Here is a 22,104-nt window from a genome sequence, read left to right as displayed (position 1 = left end):
CCCCTCACAACCTGTGGAGCACTGCTTTGACATCCCCCAAAAAACGCCCAGCCCCCGCTAGCAATCGCTCCCGCATCGGCATCATCGGTCTGGGCATCATGGGCGGCATCATGGCCGAAGAGTTGTTGCGCCAAGGTTTCAAGGTCTGCGGTTTTGACATTGCGCCTGCCGCCAAAGCACGCCTCAAAAGCCACGGGGGTCAGCCCTTGGCCAGTGTGCAAGCGGTGAGCGACCAATCCGACATCGTGATCGTGTCGCTGGCCACTTCCAACGCGCTGCGGCAAGTCACGCAGGCGCTGGCGGACGCCGCAACCAAGAGCAAGCACACGCCCTTGGTGATTGAAACCAGCACCCTGCCCTTGGCCGACAAGATGCATTGCGCAAAAACGCTCAAATCCGCGGGCGTGAGTGCGCTGGACTGCCCCATCAGCGGCACCGCGGTGCGCATGAAAGACCGCGCCTGGACCATCTATGCCAGCGGCCCCAAGGCAGCATTCCAACAAGCCTTGCCGATCTTGAATGCCTTCACCGACAGCGTGCCGCACGTGGGTGCTTATGGCAACGGCACCAAGATGAAATACGCCGCCAACCACTTGGTGGCGATTTACAACGTGGCCTACGCCGAGTCGGTGACGCTGGCACGCAAGATGGGTTTGGACCCGCAACAAATGCTGGACTTGTTTGGCCCCAGCCCCGTGCTGGGCACGGGCGTGATGCGCTTGCGCATGGACATGATGGTCAAGCAGCAGTACACCCCGCCCACCATGAAGGTGGAGGTGTGGCAAAAAGACATGCAGGTGATTGGCGACATGGCCAAGTCACTGCACTGCCCCACCCCGGTGTTCAATGCCTGCGCCTCGGTTTACACCGCGGCCATGGCGCAAGGCTTGGCCTTGCATGACACGGCATCGACCGCCGAGGTGTTGGGGCGCATGGCGGGGTTGGAGAGCCCGAAATCTGCCAAGTGACTTCAGGGCTTGAGCGCTCTGCTCAGGGTGCGGATGCTTTAGCAGCAGCCTTCGGTGCTGGCGCTTTGGCAGCAACCTTGGGTGCTGGTTTGGCCACCCGAGGGCTTGGCGGGCGTTGAGCCGAAGGCGTTTTGACTTTGGCTTTGGTCTTAGCTTTGGGCGCAGTGGCCTTGGCCGCTTGTTTCAAAGCCTCCTCAGCCGCTTCGATCAGCGGCAACTCTTCACGCACCGCCTTGTAGGCATCCAGGGCCGCAGGCCCACCGCAGTACAAAAACGAATGCAGCAACAACTCGCGCAGCTCGGTGCGGGTGATGCCGTTGCGGATGGCGCCACGCAAGTGAATGCGCAACTCGGCCGGGCGGTTCAAGGCAATGCACATCGAGAGCGTGGCCAAGCTGCGGTCACGCAGCGACAAGCCTGGGCGCGTCCACACGCTGCCCCAGGCAAATTCGGTGGCCACTTCTTGAAACGGCATGTTCAAGTCGTTGGCGTTGTCAAACGCTTTTTGCACATAGTCGGGTCCCAACACTTGGGCCCGCATGGCCAAACCCGCTTTGTAGGCGGCGGTGGGGGTCTTCTTCTTGGGGCGTGGCGTGGGTTTGGCTGTGCTCATGGGGGTACTTTGTGCAGAAGGTTCAATCGGCTTTGATGTTGGCAGCGCGCACCACCGCACCCCATTTGTCTATTTCGGTCTTGATGTAAGCCGCAAATTGCTCAGGCGTGTCGCCCACTGGCAAGGCACCTTGCTGGTTGAGTTTTTCGGCCACGTCTTTTTGTTTCAAGATGTCCACGATCTCTTGGTTCAAGCGTGTCACGATGGCCTTGGGCGTTTTGGCCGGGGCCACGATACCCACCCAGGAATACGCTTCATAACCCGGCACGCCGGTTTCGGCGATGGTCGGAATGTCTGGCAGTGATGGCAAGCGCTTGGCACTGCCCACCGCCAGCGCAGTGAGCTGGCCTGAGCGGACCTGGGGCAACACCGAGGGAATGCTGCTGTAGAGCATCTGCACCTGACCGGTCAGCAAGTCGGCCAAGGCAGGCCCCTGTCCTTTGTAGGGCACGTGCACGGTTTGCACATGGGCCATGGTGTTGAACAACTCGCCCGCCAAATGGCCCGAGTTGCCGCTGCCAGGTGAAGCAAAGAACAACTGCTGCGGTTTGGCCTTGGCCAGGTTGACCAAGTCGAGCGTGGTTTTGACGGGCACCGATGGGTGCACCACCAACAGCAACGGGTAGTTCACCAGGTTGGTGATGGGCGAGAAGTCTTTGGTGGGGTCGTAAGGCAGCTTGTCGTACAAGCTCGGGTTGACGGCCATGGGCCCGGCAGCGGCCACAGCCAAGGTGTAGCCGTCGGCGGGCGACTGCATCAGCGCTTGCAGACCCACAATGCCGTTGGCACCGGCTTTGTTGTCCACCACCACCTGTTGCCCAAAGCGGTCGCTGAGTTTTTGAGCGATCAAGCGGGCAATCACGTCGTTGCCGCCCCCGGGTGGAAACGGCACGATCAAGCGAATGGGTTTGTTCGGGTAGTTTTGCGCTTGCACCGAAGTGCTGACCCAGCCCAGCAGCGCCAAAACCAAACACAGCAGACGAGACAAAGTGGTGGTCATGGTGGGCCTCAGTTCGCTTTGATGTGGTTGTCTTTCGCCACCTGCGTCCACAACACAATTTCAGAAGCGATGAATTTGGAAAAGTCTTCGGGGGTGTTGGTGTACGGAATCACCGACATGCCGCTGATGCGTTTTTTCACGTCGGGCAGCTCAATCACACGCGCCACTTCTTCTTGCAAGCGTTTGACGATGGCAGGTGGTGTGCCAGCGGGCGCGAGCAAGCCGTTCCACAGCGAGGCTTTCAAGTCGATGCCCAACTCCGACAAGGTAGGCACGTTGGGAAAGTCTTTCAAACGCTCGGCCGAGGTGACGGCCAAGGGTTTGACACGGCCACTTTGCAAGCCCACGTTCGCGGGGCCCACGTCAGCCAGGGTCATGGTGACGTCCCCCGTCATCACCGCCGTGACTGAGTCGTTGGCGCCTTTGTAAGGGATGTACATGAAGCGGCCCCCGGTTTTGTTGTTGAACAACTCGGTGATGAGCTGAAACGAAGCCGAGCTGGCCCCGTAGTTCGACTTGTCGGGGTTTTGCTTCGAGAAAGCCACCAACTCTGCCACCGACTTGACGGGGTTGTTGGCATTGACCAGCAACACCATGGGCGAAATGCCGACCAAGGTGACAGGCGCAAAGTCTTGCGGGCCATAGGGCAATTTGGCGTACAACGCGTGGTTGAACACCATGGGGCCGCTGGCCCCCATCAGCAAGGTGTAGCCATCGGGTTTGGCTTTGGCTACGTAAGTGGAGCCCACGATGGCCCCCACACCGGGCCGGTTTTCCACCACCACCGCTTGCCCCAGAGAAGCAGCCAGTTTTTCGGCCACGATGCGCGCCAACACGTCGGTGCCGCCTCCCGCCGAGTAGCCCACCACCATGGTGATGGTCCGCGTGGGGTAGTCCGTGGATTGAGCCGTCGCGCTGCTCAGGCACAGGCCTGCCAGCAGCGACACGGTGAACGCAAAGGTGTGATGAAGACGCATGAGATGTTTCCTATTCAAGACAAAGCATTCAATTGACACACGGTCACTGCAGACCGATGTGCACATTCAAGACCGTCGATTGCCCGCTGTCCAAAGCTTGCAAACAACGCGCAATCGCAGCGGGCACCTCGGCCGGATCGCTGACGCATTCGCCATAGGCGCCAAAGGCTTGGCCGATTTGTTCGAAATGGCGTTGTTGACCTTGCAGGCGGGCCTGAAACTCATCGGTTTGCTTGGCCACACCTTGGGGGTAGACGCGCAAGACCGCCTCTTTGACGGCTTGCCAACCGCCGTTGTCGAGCACCACGGTGAAGATGGGCAAGCCGTAGCTTTGGGCGGTGGCATAGACCGAGCTGGGGGTCGAGAAATGAAAGCCACCATCGCCCACAATTTGCACCACACGGCTATGAGGCCGAGCCAGTTTGATGCCCAGCGCCATGCCGCCGCTGTAGCCCAAACCGCCGCCAGCGCCCGCAATCATGCTCAAAGGTTCGGTGCGCGGGATTTGGTTGAGCACGGCAAAGGTGTTGCGAATGGCTTCGTTCACCACCACATCGTGCGGCGCGATGGCCGCCCCGATGGCGGCACACAGATAGGCGGGCGAAATGGCCCCCACTTGACCAGGGCTGAGCGCGGCTTGCTGCAAAGCTGCCACACGCGTTTGCTGGGCAGCACGCAGCTGCGTCATGCGGTCGGCCACGCGCTGGTGAAAGGCTGCATCGGCCTTGGCGCGCACGATGGTGGCCACTTGGCGCAGCACGGTGGCGCAGTCGGCCTGCACGCGCAGGTCGGTGGCAAAGCCCCACATGGGGAAATCTTTTTTGACCGTGTCCACATCGACATGGCTCCAACGGGTGTGGGGCTGGGGCTTGGCGTATTTGGGCAACCACGGCACATCGACATCGAGCAGCCAACCCACGTCGGCCTGGGCCAGGCCGACCGAGGGGTCAAAGCCCGCAAAGCACGGTGATTCGCGCGAGATGCACAGGTAGCTGGGGCTGAACTCAAACACCTGAATGCCACACAACTCGGCCAGGTCTTGCAGGGCGTGCACGGCTTCTGCTTTACGTCCTAGGTAGGCGGTGACCACCATCGGGTGTTCGGCGTGCAGCAGTTGTTCGGCCAGGGCCTCCGCACAGGAAGCCTCCACGCCACCCGCAAGCACCGCGCCGTAGCGAGACTCGGGGTACGACCGCACGGCTTCAGGGGCCCAGGTTTCGGCCAGTACTTCACGCGGCAAGGTCAAGAACACTGGGCCCGGCGGGTCGCTTTGCATCACGGTGTGCCCTCGGCGCAAGACCTCTTTGGTGATCACGCCGGTGGGCAGGTTGTATTCCCACTTCACATACGAGCGCACCAAACTGCCGATGTCAAAAGGGTCTTGCACAAAGTGCACATAGTTGTCGCGTGAGCCTTCAAGTTCACCGTGCAGGGTGAATGGCGCTTTGCCGGCCATCAGCAAGACAGGCAAACGACCGCGAAACATGTTGTGCATGCCCATGGCCGCATTGGCGGTACCCGCGTCCACATGCACCATCACCGCTTGGCCACGCCCGGTGACGGCGGCAAAACCTGCGGCCATGTGAATGGCGACGTTTTCATGGGGACACAAAATAACTTGGGGATGCGGTCTGCCTTCTTGGTCCCACTGGGCCAGGGCCTCGATCAAGGACACATGGTCGGTGCCAAAGTTGGAGAAGATGTGCTCGATGCCTAAATCGTTGAGCCCCTCCCAAAAATAGTGTGCGGAGGTGGGCTGTGAAGATTCAGACATGGGAATGGCAAACGCGTGAGTAATTCGTAAGCATGCTACCAATCAGGCCTTGCAGGCTCGGCTAGGGGATTCCCTAGAATTTGGCCATGCTCAAATCGTTTGCCCTTCTCGCCTGTTTGCTGTTTCATCCATTCGGTCATTCTGCTTGGGTGTATTTCGACGATGGCAACGGCAGCACCGACGACTACTACGATTCGGCCATCACGCCCCAAGGAAAAAACACCACGATCAAAACCTTCACCGCCCACGCCATCGTCAACCGGGTGCCGTTCTACGACCCCAAGATCAAAGGCAAGGTGACCCAATTTGTGAAGTTTGGCTCCGAACAATCGTCGTACGAGTTCGATTGCAAAGAAAAAACGGTGCAACTCAAGAGCCGGGTGTTTTATGCCGACCGCGAGGGCAAGTTGGTGATCATCGCGTACAAGAACACCGACCAGGTGATCGGCAACGACAACTCAGACTTTGCCAAGCAGTTTCAGAAAAAAATCATTTACTCGGACCAAACCCGAAACCTCAAGCTCATGTCACTGGCCTGCAAATGAGACGATGGGGTGTGGCGTGGCACACACTAAGCCAACGGCAGCTGGTCGGGGAACTTGGCTTTGGACCGAGCTTCGTCGGCGCTGATCGCGCCTTGCTTGACGAGCCAGGCCAGACTTTGGTCCAAGGTTTGCATGCCCACGCCGGCGCCTGTTTGAATGGCTGAGTACATCTGCGCCGCTTTGCCCTCGCGAATCAAATGACGTACCGCCGGGGTGGCCAACATGACTTCGTAGGCAGCCACTCTGCCAGGCCCCTGACGTCTTTTGCACAACACCTGATAGACCACTGCGGACAACGACTCCGAGAGCATGGTGCGCACCATGTCTTTTTCATCGGCTGGGAAAACGTCCACCATGCGATCGACCGATTTAACCGCCTCAGAGGCATGCAAACTGGCCAACACCAAATGCCCTGTTTCTGCCGCTGTGATGGCCAGACGAATGGTGTCAAGGTCTCGCATCTCACCCACCAAGATGACGTCTGGGTCTTCGCGCAAGCCTGCGCGCAGGGCATTGGCGAAACTCTGTGTGTGGGCGCCAAGTTCGCGCTGATGGATCAAACACTGCTGAGGGGTGTGCACAAACTCCACGGGGTCTTCGATGGTCAGCACATGACGTGGCAAAGCCAAGTTGAGTTCTTGGATCATGGCCGCCAGGGTGGTCGACTTGCCTGAGCCTGTAGGCCCAGTGACCAAGATCAAACCCCGCGGACTGCATGCCAATGGGCCGAGCAATGCGGGCGCATGCAATTCGGACAAACGCGGCGCCTGATTTGGCACAACCCGACATGCCAAGGACATGCCACCTGAATGATGAAAGGCATTGATCCGAAATCGCGACAAGCCCTTGACTTCATAAGACAGATCGCACTCCAAGTGTTGCGCAAAGAACGCCCGTTGCTCGGCCTGCATGACTTGGTCGACCATCACCGCCATGTCATCAGCTCGCAAGGCGGGACTGTCACACCGATGCAGGTCACCATCGATGCGCAACACGGGGGGTTCGCCAACCCTCAAGTGCAGGTCTGAGCCTTTCATGTCGATGCAGTGAGTCAGCCAAGTGTGAATGTTCATGGGCGAAGTGGCATGGAGATGCGGTGAATCAAACAAGCCTTGATTGTTCAGTCCGCTCAAGCACGCAGCGTCCCCAAGGGCTTACAAACCGCGAAAGCAGATCCTTCATGACGACCTTGCCAGCGCCTGCAAAAAATACCTTACAGTTTGAGTTTTGAACACTGACGGTGAGCGACCTTATGAAAAAAATAATCTGTACTTTGGCTGTTGTGAGCCTGTTCGGTTGTGCCAACCAAACGCAAACTGGCAACGCCTACACAGCGGGTCAATCACGTCAAGCGCAAACGGTTCAGCGTGGCAAAGTGATCGCCGTCAAGGACGTGGACGTGGCAGCTCACCCCAGCGGTGTGGGCGCTCTGGCAGGCGGCGCCTTGGGCGGGATTGCAGGCTCCAACAATGGCCGCGCTGGCTCTAACCAATCGGCAGCTTCGTCGATCGTGGGCCTGGTCATCGGCGGCATGGCGGGCAGCGTGGTCGATAAGAAACTCAACACCCTTAAGGGTCAAGAAATCAGCATTGTGTTGAACAACGGCACAGAGATCGCCATCGTTCAAGAGATCGACGAGAAAGAAGGCGCATTCCTGGTGGGCGAGCAAGTGCGTGTGTTGAGCGGCGTGGGCGGCACCAGCCGCGTGTCGCGCTGATTCAAAGGACTCGCGTCAACACCTTGCGTGTGCGAATGACGAGACCGTGCTTGCGCACTGTTCGACTCAGGGTGTCACCACCAATTTGCCGCTGACTTGACGGTTGGCCAGACGCTCAATCGCCAGACCTGCCTCTTCCAAGGTGTAGAGGCCTGACACACAAGGTTTGATGTCTCCAGCCAAGTACATGGCATTGAGCGCTTGCAGATCGCGCGCATTGTCCAGGGGCTGACGGCGGATGTAGTCGCCCCAAAACACACCCACCAAGGCGCAACCTTTGAGCAAGACCAGATTGAGTGGAATGCGAGGGATGTCGCCATTGGCGAAACCCACCACCAAATAACGCCCTCGCCAAGCCATGCTGCGCAATGAGGGTTCGGTGTAGGCGCCACCGACTGGGTCACACACCACGTCGACGCCCTGTCCTTGTGTGAGGACTTTGAGTCGTTCGCGCAAATCCTGCGTCGCGTAATTGATCAGTTCATCCGCCCCATGTTGGCGACACATCTCTAGTTTTTCCTCGGACGAGGCGGCTGCAATCACGCGCGCGCCCATGGCTTTGGCTATTTCAATCGCGGCCAAACCAATGCCCCCCGAGGCACCCAACACCAACACCGTTTCACCTGGGCGCAATTGGCCTCGGTCTTTCAAGGCGTGGTAACAGGTGCCATAAGTCATCAAGAAAGCGCCTGCCATGTCATAGGACATGCCCTCTGGCATGGGCATCAAGCGGTCCTGCGACACCACCGCTTGTTGCGCGAACGCCCCCCAAGCCGTGAAGGCGATCACCGACTGACCGACCCATGCGGGATCTGCGCCCTGCCCTGCCATGCGCACCACGCCAGCCAACTCGCCACCGGGCGTGAAGGGCAAGGGCGGCTTCATCTGGTATTTGTTTTGAATGATCAATGCATCGGGAAAGTTGATGCCTGCGGCTTTGACCTCGATCAGCACCTCACCGGGACCTGGCACCAAGTCCGGCACCTCCTCCACACGCAACTCACTGGGGGGACCGAAATGGTTACAACGCAAAGCACGCATCACAATGCTCCTTGGATCAACGGGATCGACACACGAAGAGAAATGACAAAGACAAAAGGGTTAGTAGACATCATCTACTAACCCTTGTCATTTCTGGTCGGCGTGGCGGGATTCGAACTCGCGACCCCTTGCACCCCATGCAAGTGCGCTACCAGGCTGCGCTACACGCCGAAGACAACTAGTATACCGTGACTCAGACCGTCTCTGAAAGAAGATCGCGAATTTGCACCAACTCTTTGCGAAGCACTTGCATGCCCTCATCGGTGGCACGAAATTCAAATTCGGTCACCCAGTCTGGTGTGACTTCTTGATCAGCATCGCCGAGGTCGATCCCGTCGTCCATGGCATCCGCCCCATCCAACAGGTCCAGGGTGGCACGACGACGCTCGCGCTCGGATTGCACCAACTCTTGTAACTTGTTGCGCGCACCACTGATGGTGAAGCCTTGGTCGTACAAGAGGTCGCGAATGCGGCGAATCATCAGCACTTCATGGTGCTGGTAATAGCGGCGATTGCCACGTCGCTTCATGGGGCGCAGTTGCGTGAATTCCTGCTCCCAATAGCGCAGCACGTGCGGCTTGACGCCGCACAAGTCGCTCACTTCACCGATGGTGAAGTAGCGTTTGGCTGGTATGGAAGGAAGGAGGGATTTCTCCATGAAATCAGGGGCTTGTAAACGGGAGCGCAGAGGTTACACGAAGAATGGCTTCGCTGCCCCTATTTTTTCGTTTTCCAAGCAAAAAAGTAAATGACCGACATTCGTTGTCAGTCAGAGGTCTACTTTCGCAGGAGAGTCACCTTGAATTTGTTCTTTGAGCTTGTGGCTGGCGTGAAACGTCACCGCACGACGCGCCTCGATGGGTATGGCTTCACCCGTGCGAGGGTTTCGACCAGGACGTGGTGCCTTGGTACGAATCTGAAAGTTGCCAAAGCTTGAGATTTTGACGTCCGTGCCCTCAACCAAACTTTGTGCAATGAGATCGAAAAAGGCGTCGATCATGTCTTTGGACTCACGCTTGTTCAGACCAATTTGCTCAAACAACAATTCGGCCAATTGGGCTTTGGTCAACGCGGGCGTTTCGAGGCTCTCGAAGGAAAGTTCCATAAGGGTCTTACTTTAAATCGTGAACCATCACGCACGAAGGCGCGCGGCCAGTTGTTGGGTCAACTGTGCGACCACAGCTTGAACCACGCCTTCAATTTGCGCTTCGTTCAGCGTGGCTTCGTCGCTGTTGAGCGTCAAGCGCACGGCCAAGCTTTTCTCGTCCAAAGCCATGCCCGCGTTGTCAGTCTTGGGGCGGTACACATCAAACAAGACCGCTTGACGCAGCAAGCCATGGGTTGGGGCGGCATGCACGGCAGCCATCAAGGCCGCATGCGTGACGCTCTCTTTCACGATCACCGCAATGTCGCGTTCCACCGCTGGAAATCTTGCGACAGGCTGAGACACTGGCACTTGTCGTTGCAACACGGCGTCAAGTTGAAGTTCGAACATCACAGGGGCTTGTGCCAAGTCCCAGCTTTGTCGCCAACGCGGGTGCAACTCCCCCACATGGCCGATGACCGCACCGTGGAGCAGCACCTTGGCACAACGCCCAGGGTGCATGGCCGGATGGTCTGAAGCCTCAAAACTGGGCTGCGCAGGTGCCAGCAAAGCTTGCACATCGGCTTTGACGTCAAAGAAATCAATGCCCTGCTCTTTGCTGCCCCATTGCGCAGGAGCCGCGCCGCCAAACACCATGCCAGCCACATGCATGGGTTGATCAAACCCCTCTACGGTGGTGTCGGTGTCTTTGACGGACGGATCTTTGTTGAACACGCGACCGAGTTCGAACACGCGCACGCGGCTGGCCTTGCGGTCCACGTTGAACTTGACGACGTTGAGCAAGGAGCCCAGCAGCGAAGAACGCATCACGCTCATCTGGCTGGCGATGGGGTTGAGCAGTTTGATCGGGCTGGGATTGCCAGCAAGTTCATGTTCCCAGCGCTCTTCGACAAAACTGAAGTTGATGGTTTCTTGGTAGCCCAAAGCTGCCAATTGACGGCGCACAGCATGAGGACTGCGCTGAGACTCCAAACGAACCTTGGCCGTCACAGGGGCCAGCGGCGGTGTGGTGGGTAAGTTGTTGTAACCCACCATGCGCGCGACTTCTTCGATCAGGTCTTCTTCGATCTGCAAGTCAAAACGGTAAGACGGTGCTTGCACGGTGACGGTGCCAACGCCTTCTGCCACGGACAAGCCCAATCCGCGCAAAGCTTCGACCACACGCTGTTGTGTCAAGGGCATGCCGATGACTTTGGCCGCGCGGGCCACGCGCAGCGTGACCGATTTTTCCTGCGGCATATTGACCTGCTGGTCGACGACAGGGCCCACGGTGGTCTGTGGCGTGCCACAGATATCGATCACCAACTGGGTGATGCGCTCGATGTGCTCAACCGTCAACTGAGGGTCTACACCGCGCTCAAAGCGATGTCCTGCATCGGTGCTGAAGTTGAAGCGACGTGAACGGCCCGTGATGGCCGAGGGCCACCAGAAGGCGGCCTCGATGTAGATGTTTTGCGTGCTGTCACTCACGGCGGTGGCGTCGCCCCCCATGATGCCTGCGAGCGATTCGACTTGGGTGTCATCGGCAATGACGCCGACTTTGTCATCCACCGAGACGGTCTGGCCGTTCAAGAGTTTGAGCGACTCGCCCGTCTGACCCCAACGCACGTCCAAGCCACCATGAATTTTGTCAAGGTCAAACATGTGTGAGGGGCGGCCAAGTTCGAACATCACATAGTTCGAAATGTCGACCAAGGGGCTGACACTGCGTTGACCGCAACGCGCCAATCGGTCAACCATCCAAGCAGGCGTTTGGGCTTGCGTGTTGACGCCGCGCACCACACGACCCGAGAAGCGGCCACACAGATCAGGCGCACTGATCTTGACCGCGAGTTGGTCTTTGTTGCTGGTCGGTACCGCTGGGATGCTTTGCGCTTTGAGAGGCGCACCGGTCAAGGCGGAGAGTTCACGTGCGATGCCATAGACGCTCAAGCAATGCGCCAAGTTAGGCGTGAGCTTCAAGGTGAGCAAGGTGTCGTCGAGTTGCAGGTATTGGCGGATGTTTTGGCCCAATGGCGCATCGGCGGGCAACTCCAACAATCCACCATGGTCATCGGCAATTTTGAGTTCTTTGGCGGAGCACAACATGCCTTGGCTTTCCACGCCGCGCAGTTTGCCCACTTTGATTTTGAAAGGTTTGCCATCCTCGCCTGGTGGCAACTCAGCCCCTACTGTGGCGCACGGAATTTTGATGCCAACGCGGGCATTGGGTGCGCCACAGACGATGTTGAGCAAGCTACCCTGCCCAATGTCCACCTGGCACACACGCAAGCGATCGGCGTCAGGGTGCTGGACAGCTTCTTTGATTTCGCCCACCACGATGCCGGTGAAAGGCGGTGCGACCGTTTGAAGTTCTTCAACCTCTAGACCGGCCATGGTCAAGGTATCGGCCAGCTCTTGGGTATTCAGGGGGGGGTTGCAGAATTCGCGCAACCAGGACTCGGGGAATTGCATGTTGAATCTCGTATCGGTGGGCGAATTACTGGAACTGGCTCAAAAAGCGAATGTCGCCGTCAAAGAAGAGACGTAAGTCGCTGACGCCATAACGCAGCATGGTCAAGCGGTCGGTCCCCATACCAAAGGCAAAGCCAATGTAGCGCTCGGGATCGAGGCCCATGTTGCGAATGACGTTGGGGTGCACTTCGCCAGAACCTGCCACTTCCAACCAGCGCCCAGCCAATGGTCCGCTTGAAAATTGAATGTCAACCTCGGCGCTGGGTTCGGTGAATGGGAAAAAGCTGGGACGGAAACGCAACACCAAGTCGTCGGTTTCGAAAAAGGTTCGGTAGAAGTCAGTGAAGACAACCTTGAGGTCTTTGAAACTCACGTTCTCACCCACCCACAGGCCTTCGCATTGGTGGAACATGGGTGAATGGGTGGCATCGCTGTCGACGCGGTAAGTTCGGCCTGGTGCGATGACACGGATCTCAGGCATTTGTTGCCCTGCATCGAGCAAAGATTGGTGGCGCTTGACATGTTGCACCGCATGGCGAATTTGCATGGGGCTGGTGTGAGTGCGCAACAAGTTGGGCGCGTCTGGGCTGCCACCTTCCAAGTAGAAGGTGTCGTGCATGGAGCGCGCGGGGTGATCTTGTGGCGTGTTCAGCGCTGTGAAGTTGAACCAATCGGTCTCGATCTCAGGGCCCTGGGCCACATCAAAACCCATGGAGCCAAAGATGGCTTCGATCCGCTCCAGCGTCAATGACACGGGGTGCAAACCGCCGCTCATGCGTGAACGCCCAGGCAGAGTGACGTCCAGTGCTTCGGCTTTGAGTTGCGTCTCCAGTTCGGCATCGGCCAAAGCTTGGCGACGAGCAGTCAAGGCCGCTTCGATCGCTTGCTTGGCCACGTTGATGACTGCACCACGTGATTTTTTTTCTTCCACGCTCAATGCAGCCATGCCCTTCATCAACTCGGTGATGCGACCAGACTTGCCCAAAAACTGGGCCTTGGCATTTTCAAGATCAGCTGGGGTGGCGCTTTGTGCAAACAAGGCCTGCGCGCTGGTGACCAAAGTGTCCAACTCGTTCATAGGAATTCGGAAGTAAGAAACAAAAAAGGGATTGAAGCTGGTTGCAGCTTCAATCCCTTGGCTGGTGGGTACGTTACGGTGTTGCGATAGCGCGCAGCCGCAACGTGACCTCAGCGGGCATCAAGCGGCCAGCTTGGCTTTGACTTGGTCCACGATGTGACTGAATGCAGCCATGTCGTGCACCGCCAAATCGGCCAGCATCTTGCGGTCGATTTCGATCGCTGCCTTTTTCAGGCCGTTGGCAAACTGGCTGTAGGTCAAACCACACTGACGTGCAGCGGCGTTGATACGGGCAATCCACAACTGGCGGAACACACGCTTTTTGGTGCGGCGGTCACGGTAGGCGTATTGACCCGCCTTCATCACCGCTTGTTTAGCGATGCGGAAGACATTACCGCGGCGGCCGCGGAAACCTTTGGCTAAAGCCAGAACTTTTTTGTGACGGGCACGGGCCGTGACACCACGTTTAACGCGAGGCATATTTTTTCTCCTTGTTCGTCAGTTAATTACAGGCCAGTCTTTGGCAGCATTTGTGCCATGTGACCCATGTTGGTCTCATGCACAGCCACTGAACCGCGGAGGTGACGCTTGTTTTTGGTGGTCTTCTTGGTCAGGATGTGACGCTTGAAGGCTTGACCGCGCTTGACGGTGCCACCTGGACGAACGCGAAAGCGCTTTTTAGCGCTGCTTTTGGTCTTCATTTTGGGCATATGAATGCTCCTTTTATTTGTGCTCGTGAGGCGCCTACGCACCGATGCGCAGTCTTGTTAGCCCCGAGACACTAATTCGCCACCAATTTACGCAGTCTCTGCCGAAGCAGCCTCTGCGGCGGGTTTGGCGGCGCCACCCGATTTCCTCTTGCCTGGCGCGATCATCATGATCATCTGACGCCCTTCGAGCTTGGGGAACTGTTCAACCACGATCAGATCCGCCAACTCATCACGGATGCGCTGCAACAGCGCCATGCCGATTTCTTGGTGCGTGATCTCGCGGCCCCGAAAGCGCAACGTGATCTTGCATTTATCACCATCATCCAAGAAACGCTTGATGTTGCGCATCTTGATGTTGTAGTCACCATCGTCGGTACCGGGCCGGAATTTGATTTCCTTGACCTCGATGACCTTTTGCTTGGACTTGGCTTCCGCCGCCTTCTTTTGCTCTTGGTACTTGAACTTGCCGTAATCCATCAATCTGCAGACGGGTGGAACTGCTGTGGCAGCAATTTCAACCAAATCCACATCGATCTCACCGGCCATGCGCAAGGCTTCAGCCAAGCTCACAATGCCCAATGGCTCGTTATCAGGACCGGAGAGACGGACTTCCGGGGCCATGATTTCCCGGTTAAGGCGGTGTTTGCGTTCCTCGCGCTGGCGGCGGTCGCGAAATTCTGTAGCGATGGTGACTATCCTTAAAAATCAAAAACAAGCCGACACACGTGTGCGACGCACAACTCTTGGCAATTTCTAGGAGAAATCAGCGTTTGAGAGCGATGTCAGAGGCAATCTTTTCAGAGAACGCTTGAAGAGACATCACACCGAGGTCTTGGTTGCCTCGGGCGCGCACTGCGACGGCGCCTGCTTCCTTCTCTTTGTCGCCTACGACCAAGATGTAGGGAAGCTTTTGCATCGAATGCTCACGTATTTTATACGTGATTTTCTCGTTGCGCAGGTCTAAATCAACCCTAAGCCCTTGATTTCGCAGCGTTTTCGCAACTTCTTGCGCATATTCAGCCTGCGAATCGGTGATATTGAGCACAGAAACTTGCACCGGAGCCAACCAAGTGGGCAAGGCCCCCGCGTGCTGTTCGATCAGAATCCCGATGAAACGCTCCAAGCTCCCCACGATGGCTCGGTGCAGCATGATGGGACGGTGGCGGGTGCCATCTTCTCCCACAAACTCGGCATCCAAGCGCTCAGGCAAATTGGGATCCACTTGGATCGTGCCGCATTGCCACTCACGACCAATGGCATCCTTCAGCGTGTATTCAATCTTGGGGCCGTAAAACGCGCCCTCGCCTGGCAAATAAGAAAACGCACAACCTGAAGCACGCAGGCCATCTGCCAAGGCAGCCTCTGCGCGGTCCCAACTCTCTTCGGTGCCAATGCGCTTTTCTGGGCGCGTGGAGAGTTTGTAAATGATGTCTGTGAAGCCAAAGTCTCGGTAGACCTTTTGCAATAAGGTGGTGAAGGCCACAACTTCTGCTTGGATCTGATCCTCTGTGCAAAAAATATGGCCATCGTCTTGGGTGAAGGCCCGCACCCGCATGATCCCGTGTAAGCCGCCACTGGGCTCGTTGCGGTGGCATTGACCAAACTCACCAAAGCGCAATGGTAAATCGCGATAGCTCTTGATACCTTGCTTAAAGATGATGATGTGACCCGGACAATTCATGGGCTTGAGTGCGTAGTCACGCTTCTCAGACTCGGTGACAAACATGTTGTCGCGGTATTTGTCCCAATGCCCGGTTTTCTCCCACAAGCTCTGATCCAAAATTTGCGGGCCTTTGACCTCGAGATAGCCGTTGTCGCGATACACACGACGCATGTACTGCTCGACCTCTTGCCACACGGTCCATCCTTTGGGATGCCAAAACACGGTACCTGGAGAGTGCTCATCGATGTGGAACAAATCCAACTCGCGTCCCAGTTTTCGATGGTCGCGTTTTTCTGCTTCTTCCAACCGAACAAGGTATTGCTGCAAATCGTCTTTGCTGGCCCAAGCCGTGCCATAAATGCGTTGCAACATTTCGTTGCGGTGGTCACCTCGCCAGTAGGCGCCGGCCACCTTCATCAGCTTGAAGTGCTTGAGCTTGCCCGTGCTTGGCACATGAGGGCCTCGGCAAAGGTCTTCGAAATTGCCTTCGCGGTACAAGCTCACATCTTCATTGGAAGGGATGCTCGCGATGATCTCCGCTTTATAGTGCTCCCCCAACCCCTTGAAGTAAGCAACGGCCTCATCGCGTGGCAAGACACGACGCACAACGGGTTCGTCTTTGTTGACCAACTCGGCCATGCGCTTTTCAATCGCGGCCAGGTCTTCTGGGGTGAAGCTGCGGCTGTAAGAGAAATCGTAAAAAAAGCCGTTCTCGATCACAGGCCCGATGGTGACTTGCGCTTGAGGGAACAATTCTTTGACCGCATAGGCCAGCAAGTGGGCGGTGGAGTGACGGATCACCTCCAACCCTTCTGCATCTTTGGCGGTGATGATGGCCAAACTCGCATTGGCATGCAGGGTGTAGCTGGTGTCGACCACTTGGCCATCCACCTTGCCAGCCAGGGCGGCTTTGGCCAAGCCTGCGCCTATGGAAGCCGCCACTTCGGCCACGCTCACTGGGCCGGGAAATTCACGCTGCGAACCGTCGGGGAGAGTAATCTGAACCATGTGTCTTCAAGTAAAAAAGCGCGGCTGTGGCCGCGCTTGAAAAGGTGTCTGAACGCTGAGAACGGATTTTACGCCGCCCTCGCATTCGGCATCTTGCTCAGTGAAACTGCTCTTCTTCAGTAGAACCTGTGAGGGCTTTCACAGATGATGAACCGCCTTGGATGACGGTGGTCACATCGTCGAAGTAGCCTGCGCCCACTTCTTGTTGGTGTGACACGAAGGTGTACCCCTTGTCACGTGCTGCGAACTCAGGTTCTTGCACCATGTTGACGTAATGCTTCATACCTTCGCCGTTGGCGTATGCATTGGCGAACTGGAATGTGTTGTACCAGTTGATGTGGATCCCCGCCAAAGTGATGAACTGGTACTTGTAGCCCAATGCAGACAAGTCTTCCTGGAACGAAGCGATTTGGCTGTCGTTGAGGTTTTTCTTCCAATTGAATGAGGGTGAGCAGTTGTAAGACAACAACTTGCCTGGACAAGCCGCATGGACCGCCTGAGCGAATTCACGTGCAAACCCGATGTCGGGCACGCCTGTTTCGCACCACACCAAGTCGGCATAAGGTGCATAAGCCACACCGCGGCTGATGGCTTGTTCAACACCGTTCTTGACTCGGTAAAAACCTTCTTGGGTACGTTCGCCAGTGAGGAATGGTTTGTCATTGGCATCATGGTCCGAAGTGATCAAGTTGGCCGCTTCGGCATCGGTACGGGCCAGCACGATGGTGGGCACGCCCATCACGTCCGCAGCGAAACGTGCCGAAATGAGTTTTTCACAAGCTTCTTGCGTGGGAACCAACACTTTTCCGCCCATGTGACCGCATTTCTTCACAGCCGCTAATTGGTCTTCGAAGTGAACGCCAGCTGCACCCGCTGAGATCATGTTTTTCATCAATTCAAACGCATTCAGCACGCCGCCGAAACCTGCTTCAGCGTCGGCGACGATGGGCAAGAAGTAGTCGATGAATTCTTTGTCGCCTGGATTGATGCCGCGGCCCCATTGAATTTCGTCGGCGCGCTTGAAGGTGTTGTTGATGCGGCGCACCATGGTGGGCACCGAGTCATAGGCGTACAAGGATTGGTCGGGGTACATGGTTTCAGACGTGTTGCCGTCCGCGGCCACTTGCCATCCGGACAAGTACACCGCTTCTAAACCTGCTTTGGCTTGTTGCATGGCTTGGCCCGCAGACATAGCACCAAAGGAATTCACATAGCCCTTCTTCGCTTCGCCATTGACCAAACGCCACAGTTTCTCGGCACCGCGACGGGCCAAAGTGTTTTCAATTTGCAAGCTGCCGCGCAAGCGCACCACATCGGCTGCGCTGTAACCTCGCTTGACGCCTTTCCAACGGGGGTTGGTGGCCCAGTCTTTTTCAAGCGCTGCGATTTGTTGTTCACGGCTGAGTTGTTCGTTCAGGGATTGGGGCATGGTTCACTCCAGAGGTTGATTGACAAATTCACGGTGTTTTGACAAGACTTGTTCAAGCACCGATGGGGTCATCGTAACTCTTGTATAAGACCATGCAATTGTCTTGTGTCTTATATAAGAATTATTTTTTTACATTATAAATCAACAACTTACTAACATTATTTCTCTATGCAAAAATCAATTTCTCATATCAAGAAAAAATGATGCGGCGCATCAATTCAATATTTCGCATTACAAAATATTATTTCATTCGCTTGAATGGATGCCGCACTGACACGACGGTACTGCTTGCGCACCCAGGCTCAACGCTGACCGATCAATGCGGCATTGGCGATTGCGACGGCACGATCGGGTGCAGTTCTGCGAGTGAATATGCACTATGAAAAAAACAACATTCAAGAGTGAAAAAAGTACTTTCCCCCTTGGAAAGCACATACTTCTCAATTAGCATCTGAGGTGCTCAACAGATTTCAGTTTTTGATGGGCAATGACAAACACTTCTAGAAGGAAATCGACCATGGCAACTGCAAAAAAAGCTCCCGCTAAAAAAGCACCCGCAAAGAAAGCAGCTCCAGCTGCTAAAAAAGCTGCTCCCGCTAAAAAAGTAGCCGCTAAAAAAGCTGCGCCAGCCAAGAAGGCTGCGCCTGCTAAAAAAGCAGCACCTGCTAAAAAAGTAGTGGCTAAGAAGGCACCTGCAAAAAAAGTAGCCGCTAAAAAAGCACCTGCTAAGAAGCGCACGCCTAACGCGGCATTCATGAAAGCCATGACGCCAAGCGCTGCCTTGGCTGCTGTGATTGGTCAAACTGCTGTCCCACGCACTGAAGTGGTGAGCAAGCTGTGGACATACATCAAAAAACATGGCCTGCAAGACAAAGTCAACAAGCGCAACATCAATGCCGATGACAAGCTCAAAGCTGTCTTTGGCAAAGCCCAAGTCACCATGTTTGAATTGGCTGGCTTGATCGGCAAACACCTGAAGTAATTGACTTCTTGCCGAAAAAAAGGGCCGCTCATGAGCGGCCCTTTTGTATTCGCACCCTCACTTGTCAGGCACCATTTTGTCGGCGCTCAAGTGCCGCATCACGAATGGCACTCAAGGTCCCGCGGGTGGTGATGACCTCGGGGTCAAGCATGATCTCAATCAAGGTGCCTTCAGGACGAGCAAGCGCAGCTTTGAATTCAGCTTCGAACTCATCCGTGCGCGTGATTCGTACACCTGCATATCCATAAGCGCGCGCCAAAGCAGCAAAATCTGGGTTTTTCAAATTTGAGCCACTGTCATGTCGGGGAAACTCCCGCTCTTGATGCATGCGAATGGTTCCGTACATGCCGTTGTTGAGCAACACGACGATGGTTTTGGCACCATGCTGAGTGGCTGTGGCCAACTCTTGACCATTCATCAAAAAGTCCCCGTCCCCTGCAATCGTGAACACTGTGCGACCAGTGATCAGGTTGGCGGCAATACCAGCTGGCACGCCATAACCCATAGAGCCCACAGTTGGCGCCAATTGCGTCCGCAAGCCACTTGCAAGTCCATGGTGTTGATGGAATCGATGCACCCAACTCGCAAAATTACCCGCCCCATTGGTCAGCACAGCATCGGCGGGCAACAGTTGGCTGATGGTGTTGACAATGGCGGGCATGTTGATGTCTCCCGGCATCGCTTGAGGCACCAAGTTATCTTGATAGTCTTGGTGAGCAGACTCCGTCCACGCCTCCCACGGTAAGCTCACAGGCGCAGTCAAAACCTCCAGTGATCGAGCAGCCGCGTTCATCGTCGAGAGAATGGCCAAATCAGCTTGGTAGACCCGATTGAGCTCCTCTGCGCTGGCATGCATATGCACCAGCTTTTGTTTGGGTCTTGGCGCTTCAAGCAAGGTGTATCCATGGGTCGTCATTTCTCCCAATCGAGGGCCTATTGCCAAGATCAAATCGCTTTCACGAATGCGTTGCGCCAGTTTGGGGTTGATGCCAATCCCCACGTCACCAGCGTACTGGGGATGGTGGTTGTCAAAAATATCTTGAAAGCGAAACGCGTTGCCCACTGGCAATTTCCAATTTTCTGCAAACCGTTGCAGGGCTTGTGCCGATTGCGGGGTCCAACCTGTCCCGCCTGCGATCACAAAAGGCCGTTGGCAAGCCAGCAGCATCTCTCGCAGTTGACGCAAGGCCCCCGGATCACTCCAGGCCTCCACAGGCTCCACGCGCGCCAAAGGACGCGCGCTGACGTGACGCACCAACATGTCTTCTGGCAAAACCACCACAACAGGCCCCGGGCGCCCATTCATGGCGGTGGCAAAGGCGCGGGCGATGTATTCTGGAATCCGCTCTGGATCGTCAATGCGCTCCACCCGTTTGGCCATGCCACGGGTGCTGGGGCCAAAAAAGCTGTTGTAGTCCACTTCTTGGAAAGCCTCTCGGTCGCGGAAATCACTGCCGACATCCCCAACAAACAACACCATCGGCGCACTGTCTTGAAAGGCCGTGTGAATGCCAATGGAGGCATTGGTTGCACCTGGACCTCGGGTGACAAAACACACGCCCGGCCGACCGGTCAGACGCCCTTGGGCATCGGCCATGTAGGCCGCGCCACCTTCTTGGCGATTGATGACGAATTGAATTTTGTCTTGGTAGGCGTGAAACCCGTCCAAGACGCCCAAGTAACTCTCTCCAGGCACACCAAACGCATGGGTCACGCCTTGCTCAATCAAGCACTCAACCAGCAAGTGTCCAGCCATCTGTTTCATGATATTTCTCCAATTAACTTAAACGTGTACCGTGCGTCGCCCCACCGCCAGCGCGACCCAAACACTGAGCAGCAACACCATCGCCGCACCAATCAAGGTTGAGCCAAACCAACCATGGTCCATGAACACACCAAACATCAAAGGGGTGATGGCAGAGCCCACATCGATGCCGGAATACACCATGCCATAAACGCGGCCCGTGGCTCCTTTAGGCGTGGCATTTTTGATCATCATGTCTCGTGACGGCCCGCCCACGCCAATGGCAAGACCCGTCAATGCCAGCACCACCATGGTGGCTGTCGCCCCCAACCACCCACTGCCACACAGGGCCATGAACAAAGCCGCGACCGCCATGCAAACCGCAACCACCCACTCGCTTTGTTTGGGCAAACGCGCGGCAAAAAAGCCTCCAATCACCACCCCCGCAGCAGCACACAACATATATGCCGTGAGGGTCATGGTGGCGGCTTCAAACGTCACACCATGCATGGCCTGCAAGATGGAGACGGAAAAACTCTGCACGATCACCAAGGTCATGGCCGTGAGCATGAAAAAGCCGAAGCACCACCAAACGACTGTATTTTTTAAAAATGCCAAAGTGTGAACCTGAGGTGCCCCCTCCGGGTGAACAGTCTGATGCGTGAGCAAACTCGCGCGATGCCACACCAACAAAAGCAAAATGCCAGAAAACATCAACGCCGCGCCCAAATAGGCCATACGCCAGTCAAACAAACTGCTCAAGCCAACCATGAAAATGGGCGCTACGGCCCAACCCAGATTACCTGTCAAAGCATGCACGCTGAAGGCATATCCCAGGCGCTGGGCAGAGATTTTTTGATTCAAGATGGTGAAGTCTGCCGGATGAAACGTGCTGTTACCCAATCCAAGAAGGACGGCAACGCCCATCAAGGTCGCGTAGTTGTGAGCCACAGAGGCCAGCAGACAAGCCAACACAAACGCAGTCAATGCTGCGAAAAGCACCGGTCGCGCGCCCACACGATCGACCAAGAAACCTGCGCTGGCCTGGCCGATGCCCGAGACCACGAAAAACACCGACATCAACAAGCCCAGTTCGGCATAGCTCAAACCAAAGGTTTGAATGAACACCGGAAACATCAAAGGCAAAAGCAGATGCGAAAAATGTGACCCGGCGTGCGCCAAGCCCACCAAACCTATCACTGCAGCGTCATCGCGCCAAGGCACGGCATGGGGGTCAAGGGGAGATGTCATGAAGTCTCATCAAATCAGCGCAAAGGCCAGGAAGAATGGGATCCT

The 22,104-nt window shown here is 56.3% G+C and carries 21 protein-coding genes and 1 tRNA gene; 4 read left to right on the top strand and 18 right to left on the bottom strand.

Features of this window, described 5'->3' with window-relative positions; all coding sequences use genetic code 11:
* Window positions 1–26: 26 nt before the first annotated feature.
* Window positions 27–968 (top strand): NAD(P)-dependent oxidoreductase, encoded by a 942-nt coding sequence (locus ACKWJN_RS10555; protein ID WP_408596693.1) that lies wholly within the window; start codon window positions 27–29, stop codon window positions 966–968.
* Between the two features lie 22 nt (window positions 969–990).
* Here ACKWJN_RS10555 and ACKWJN_RS10550 read toward each other — a convergent pair whose 3' ends face one another.
* Genes ACKWJN_RS10550 through ACKWJN_RS10535 form a run of 4 tightly spaced genes read right to left on the bottom strand, consistent with a single transcriptional unit; the run spans window position 991 to window position 5,332 of the window.
* Window positions 991–1,581: a carboxymuconolactone decarboxylase family protein gene (locus ACKWJN_RS10550; protein WP_408596691.1), complete on the bottom strand. Its 591-nt coding sequence runs from the start codon at window positions 1,579–1,581 to the stop codon at window positions 991–993.
* 22 nt (window positions 1,582–1,603) lie between these two features.
* Window positions 1,604–2,581: a Bug family tripartite tricarboxylate transporter substrate binding protein gene (locus ACKWJN_RS10545; protein ID WP_408596689.1), complete on the bottom strand. Its 978-nt coding sequence runs from the start codon at window positions 2,579–2,581 to the stop codon at window positions 1,604–1,606.
* Window positions 2,582–2,589: 8 nt separating this feature from the next.
* Complete coding sequence (locus tag ACKWJN_RS10540; protein ID WP_408596688.1) at window positions 2,590–3,558, bottom strand: Bug family tripartite tricarboxylate transporter substrate binding protein; 969 nt, start codon at window positions 3,556–3,558, stop codon at window positions 2,590–2,592.
* 43 nt (window positions 3,559–3,601) lie between these two features.
* The gene (locus ACKWJN_RS10535; protein ID WP_408596686.1) at window positions 3,602–5,332 is read right to left on the bottom strand and encodes a thiamine pyrophosphate-requiring protein; all 1,731 of its coding nucleotides are present in this window, start codon (window positions 5,330–5,332) and stop codon (window positions 3,602–3,604) included.
* Between the two features lie 86 nt (window positions 5,333–5,418).
* Between ACKWJN_RS10535 and ACKWJN_RS10530 the strand changes: the two genes are divergently transcribed.
* Complete coding sequence (locus ACKWJN_RS10530; protein ID WP_408596684.1) at window positions 5,419–5,877, top strand: surface-adhesin E family protein; 459 nt, start codon at window positions 5,419–5,421, stop codon at window positions 5,875–5,877.
* A 26-nt stretch (window positions 5,878–5,903) separates the two neighbouring features.
* Here ACKWJN_RS10530 and ACKWJN_RS10525 read toward each other — a convergent pair whose 3' ends face one another.
* Window positions 5,904–6,950, bottom strand: coding sequence for a type IV pilus twitching motility protein PilT (locus ACKWJN_RS10525; RefSeq protein WP_408596683.1), 1,047 nt, complete (start codon window positions 6,948–6,950; stop codon window positions 5,904–5,906).
* Between the two features lie 179 nt (window positions 6,951–7,129).
* On the opposite strand from ACKWJN_RS10525, the gene ACKWJN_RS10520 reads away from it, so the two are divergent.
* Window positions 7,130–7,594, top strand: coding sequence for a hypothetical protein (locus ACKWJN_RS10520; RefSeq protein WP_408596681.1), 465 nt, complete (start codon window positions 7,130–7,132; stop codon window positions 7,592–7,594).
* A 66-nt stretch (window positions 7,595–7,660) separates the two neighbouring features.
* Here ACKWJN_RS10520 and ACKWJN_RS10515 read toward each other — a convergent pair whose 3' ends face one another.
* From ACKWJN_RS10515 to aceA, 11 genes are all read right to left on the bottom strand, one after another.
* Entirely contained in the window at window positions 7,661–8,635 is a 975-nt protein-coding gene (locus ACKWJN_RS10515) for an NADPH:quinone oxidoreductase family protein (protein WP_408596680.1), read from the bottom strand.
* Window positions 8,636–8,729: 94 nt separating this feature from the next.
* A tRNA-Pro gene (locus tag ACKWJN_RS10510) sits at window positions 8,730–8,806 on the bottom strand.
* 22 nt (window positions 8,807–8,828) lie between these two features.
* On the bottom strand, window positions 8,829–9,293 hold the full coding sequence (locus ACKWJN_RS10505) for a MerR family transcriptional regulator (protein WP_408596678.1): 465 nt from the start codon (window positions 9,291–9,293) through the stop codon (window positions 8,829–8,831).
* 111 nt (window positions 9,294–9,404) lie between these two features.
* Entirely contained in the window at window positions 9,405–9,740 is a 336-nt protein-coding gene (locus ACKWJN_RS10500) for an integration host factor subunit alpha (protein WP_408596676.1), read from the bottom strand.
* 27 nt (window positions 9,741–9,767) lie between these two features.
* Window positions 9,768–12,194 carry a phenylalanine--tRNA ligase subunit beta gene (gene pheT / locus ACKWJN_RS10495; protein WP_408596674.1) on the bottom strand — a complete coding sequence of 809 codons (2,427 nt, stop codon included), beginning with the start codon at window positions 12,192–12,194 and terminating at the stop codon, window positions 9,768–9,770.
* 25 nt (window positions 12,195–12,219) lie between these two features.
* Window positions 12,220–13,272: a phenylalanine--tRNA ligase subunit alpha gene (gene pheS, locus ACKWJN_RS10490; RefSeq protein WP_408596672.1), complete on the bottom strand. Its 1,053-nt coding sequence runs from the start codon at window positions 13,270–13,272 to the stop codon at window positions 12,220–12,222.
* A 120-nt stretch (window positions 13,273–13,392) separates the two neighbouring features.
* A complete protein-coding gene (rplT, locus tag ACKWJN_RS10485) occupies window positions 13,393–13,752 on the bottom strand; it encodes a 50S ribosomal protein L20 (RefSeq protein ID WP_100144263.1) in 360 nt (119 codons plus the stop codon).
* A gap of 26 nt (window positions 13,753–13,778) precedes the next feature.
* The gene (gene rpmI, locus ACKWJN_RS10480) at window positions 13,779–13,982 is read right to left on the bottom strand and encodes a 50S ribosomal protein L35 (protein WP_100144261.1); all 204 of its coding nucleotides are present in this window, start codon (window positions 13,980–13,982) and stop codon (window positions 13,779–13,781) included.
* Window positions 13,983–14,069: 87 nt separating this feature from the next.
* On the bottom strand, window positions 14,070–14,678 hold the full coding sequence (gene infC, locus ACKWJN_RS10475) for a translation initiation factor IF-3 (protein ID WP_408596763.1): 609 nt from the start codon (window positions 14,676–14,678) through the stop codon (window positions 14,070–14,072).
* Window positions 14,679–14,745: 67 nt separating this feature from the next.
* The gene (gene thrS, locus ACKWJN_RS10470; protein ID WP_408596670.1) at window positions 14,746–16,653 is read right to left on the bottom strand and encodes a threonine--tRNA ligase; all 1,908 of its coding nucleotides are present in this window, start codon (window positions 16,651–16,653) and stop codon (window positions 14,746–14,748) included.
* 97 nt (window positions 16,654–16,750) lie between these two features.
* The gene (aceA, locus tag ACKWJN_RS10465; RefSeq protein ID WP_408596668.1) at window positions 16,751–18,082 is read right to left on the bottom strand and encodes an isocitrate lyase; all 1,332 of its coding nucleotides are present in this window, start codon (window positions 18,080–18,082) and stop codon (window positions 16,751–16,753) included.
* A 517-nt stretch (window positions 18,083–18,599) separates the two neighbouring features.
* On the opposite strand from aceA, the gene ACKWJN_RS10460 reads away from it, so the two are divergent.
* Entirely contained in the window at window positions 18,600–19,064 is a 465-nt protein-coding gene (locus tag ACKWJN_RS10460) for an SWIB/MDM2 domain-containing protein (RefSeq protein WP_408596666.1), read from the top strand.
* Between the two features lie 64 nt (window positions 19,065–19,128).
* Here the strand turns inward: ACKWJN_RS10460 and ACKWJN_RS10455 are convergent, their stop codons facing one another.
* Together ACKWJN_RS10455 and ACKWJN_RS10450 are read right to left on the bottom strand one after the other, a co-directional pair.
* On the bottom strand, window positions 19,129–20,829 hold the full coding sequence (locus ACKWJN_RS10455; protein WP_408596665.1) for a thiamine pyrophosphate-binding protein: 1,701 nt from the start codon (window positions 20,827–20,829) through the stop codon (window positions 19,129–19,131).
* An 18-nt stretch (window positions 20,830–20,847) separates the two neighbouring features.
* Complete coding sequence (locus ACKWJN_RS10450) at window positions 20,848–22,059, bottom strand: MFS transporter (RefSeq protein ID WP_408596663.1); 1,212 nt, start codon at window positions 22,057–22,059, stop codon at window positions 20,848–20,850.
* Between the last annotated feature and the right edge of the window lie 45 nt (window positions 22,060–22,104).

Origin of the sequence: Limnohabitans sp. (assembly GCF_046052825.1) — a bacterium.
Taxonomy (GTDB): domain Bacteria; phylum Pseudomonadota; class Gammaproteobacteria; order Burkholderiales; family Burkholderiaceae_C; genus Limnohabitans.
Note: the sequence above shows the minus strand (reverse complement) of the source record. Positions and strands in the feature narration are given on the sequence as shown.

What these genes read in the sequence shown, in the direction of transcription:
- ACKWJN_RS10455 (WP_408596665.1), bottom strand. Translation starts at nt 20,829, where the DNA reads ATGAAACAGATGGCTGGACACTTGCTGGTTGAGTGCTTGATTGAGCAA.
- ACKWJN_RS10460 (WP_408596666.1), top strand. Translation starts at nt 18,600, where the DNA reads ATGGCAACTGCAAAAAAAGCTCCCGCTAAAAAAGCACCCGCAAAGAAA.
- ACKWJN_RS10500 (WP_408596676.1), bottom strand. Translation starts at nt 9,740, where the DNA reads ATGGAACTTTCCTTCGAGAGCCTCGAAACGCCCGCGTTGACCAAAGCC.
- ACKWJN_RS10520 (WP_408596681.1), top strand. Translation starts at nt 7,130, where the DNA reads ATGAAAAAAATAATCTGTACTTTGGCTGTTGTGAGCCTGTTCGGTTGT.
- ACKWJN_RS10540 (WP_408596688.1), bottom strand. Translation starts at nt 3,558, where the DNA reads ATGCGTCTTCATCACACCTTTGCGTTCACCGTGTCGCTGCTGGCAGGC.
- aceA (WP_408596668.1), bottom strand. Translation starts at nt 18,082, where the DNA reads ATGCCCCAATCCCTGAACGAACAACTCAGCCGTGAACAACAAATCGCA.
- ACKWJN_RS10450 (WP_408596663.1), bottom strand. Translation starts at nt 22,059, where the DNA reads ATGACATCTCCCCTTGACCCCCATGCCGTGCCTTGGCGCGATGACGCT.
- rpmI (WP_100144261.1), bottom strand. Translation starts at nt 13,982, where the DNA reads ATGCCCAAAATGAAGACCAAAAGCAGCGCTAAAAAGCGCTTTCGCGTT.
- ACKWJN_RS10515 (WP_408596680.1), bottom strand. Translation starts at nt 8,635, where the DNA reads ATGCGTGCTTTGCGTTGTAACCATTTCGGTCCCCCCAGTGAGTTGCGT.
- ACKWJN_RS10545 (WP_408596689.1), bottom strand. Translation starts at nt 2,581, where the DNA reads ATGACCACCACTTTGTCTCGTCTGCTGTGTTTGGTTTTGGCGCTGCTG.
- pheS (WP_408596672.1), bottom strand. Translation starts at nt 13,272, where the DNA reads ATGAACGAGTTGGACACTTTGGTCACCAGCGCGCAGGCCTTGTTTGCA.
- thrS (WP_408596670.1), bottom strand. Translation starts at nt 16,653, where the DNA reads ATGGTTCAGATTACTCTCCCCGACGGTTCGCAGCGTGAATTTCCCGGC.
- rplT (WP_100144263.1), bottom strand. Translation starts at nt 13,752, where the DNA reads ATGCCTCGCGTTAAACGTGGTGTCACGGCCCGTGCCCGTCACAAAAAA.
- pheT (WP_408596674.1), bottom strand. Translation starts at nt 12,194, where the DNA reads ATGCAATTCCCCGAGTCCTGGTTGCGCGAATTCTGCAACCCCCCCCTG.
- ACKWJN_RS10535 (WP_408596686.1), bottom strand. Translation starts at nt 5,332, where the DNA reads ATGTCTGAATCTTCACAGCCCACCTCCGCACACTATTTTTGGGAGGGG.
- ACKWJN_RS10530 (WP_408596684.1), top strand. Translation starts at nt 5,419, where the DNA reads ATGCTCAAATCGTTTGCCCTTCTCGCCTGTTTGCTGTTTCATCCATTC.
- ACKWJN_RS10550 (WP_408596691.1), bottom strand. Translation starts at nt 1,581, where the DNA reads ATGAGCACAGCCAAACCCACGCCACGCCCCAAGAAGAAGACCCCCACC.
- ACKWJN_RS10525 (WP_408596683.1), bottom strand. Translation starts at nt 6,950, where the DNA reads ATGAACATTCACACTTGGCTGACTCACTGCATCGACATGAAAGGCTCA.
- ACKWJN_RS10505 (WP_408596678.1), bottom strand. Translation starts at nt 9,293, where the DNA reads ATGGAGAAATCCCTCCTTCCTTCCATACCAGCCAAACGCTACTTCACC.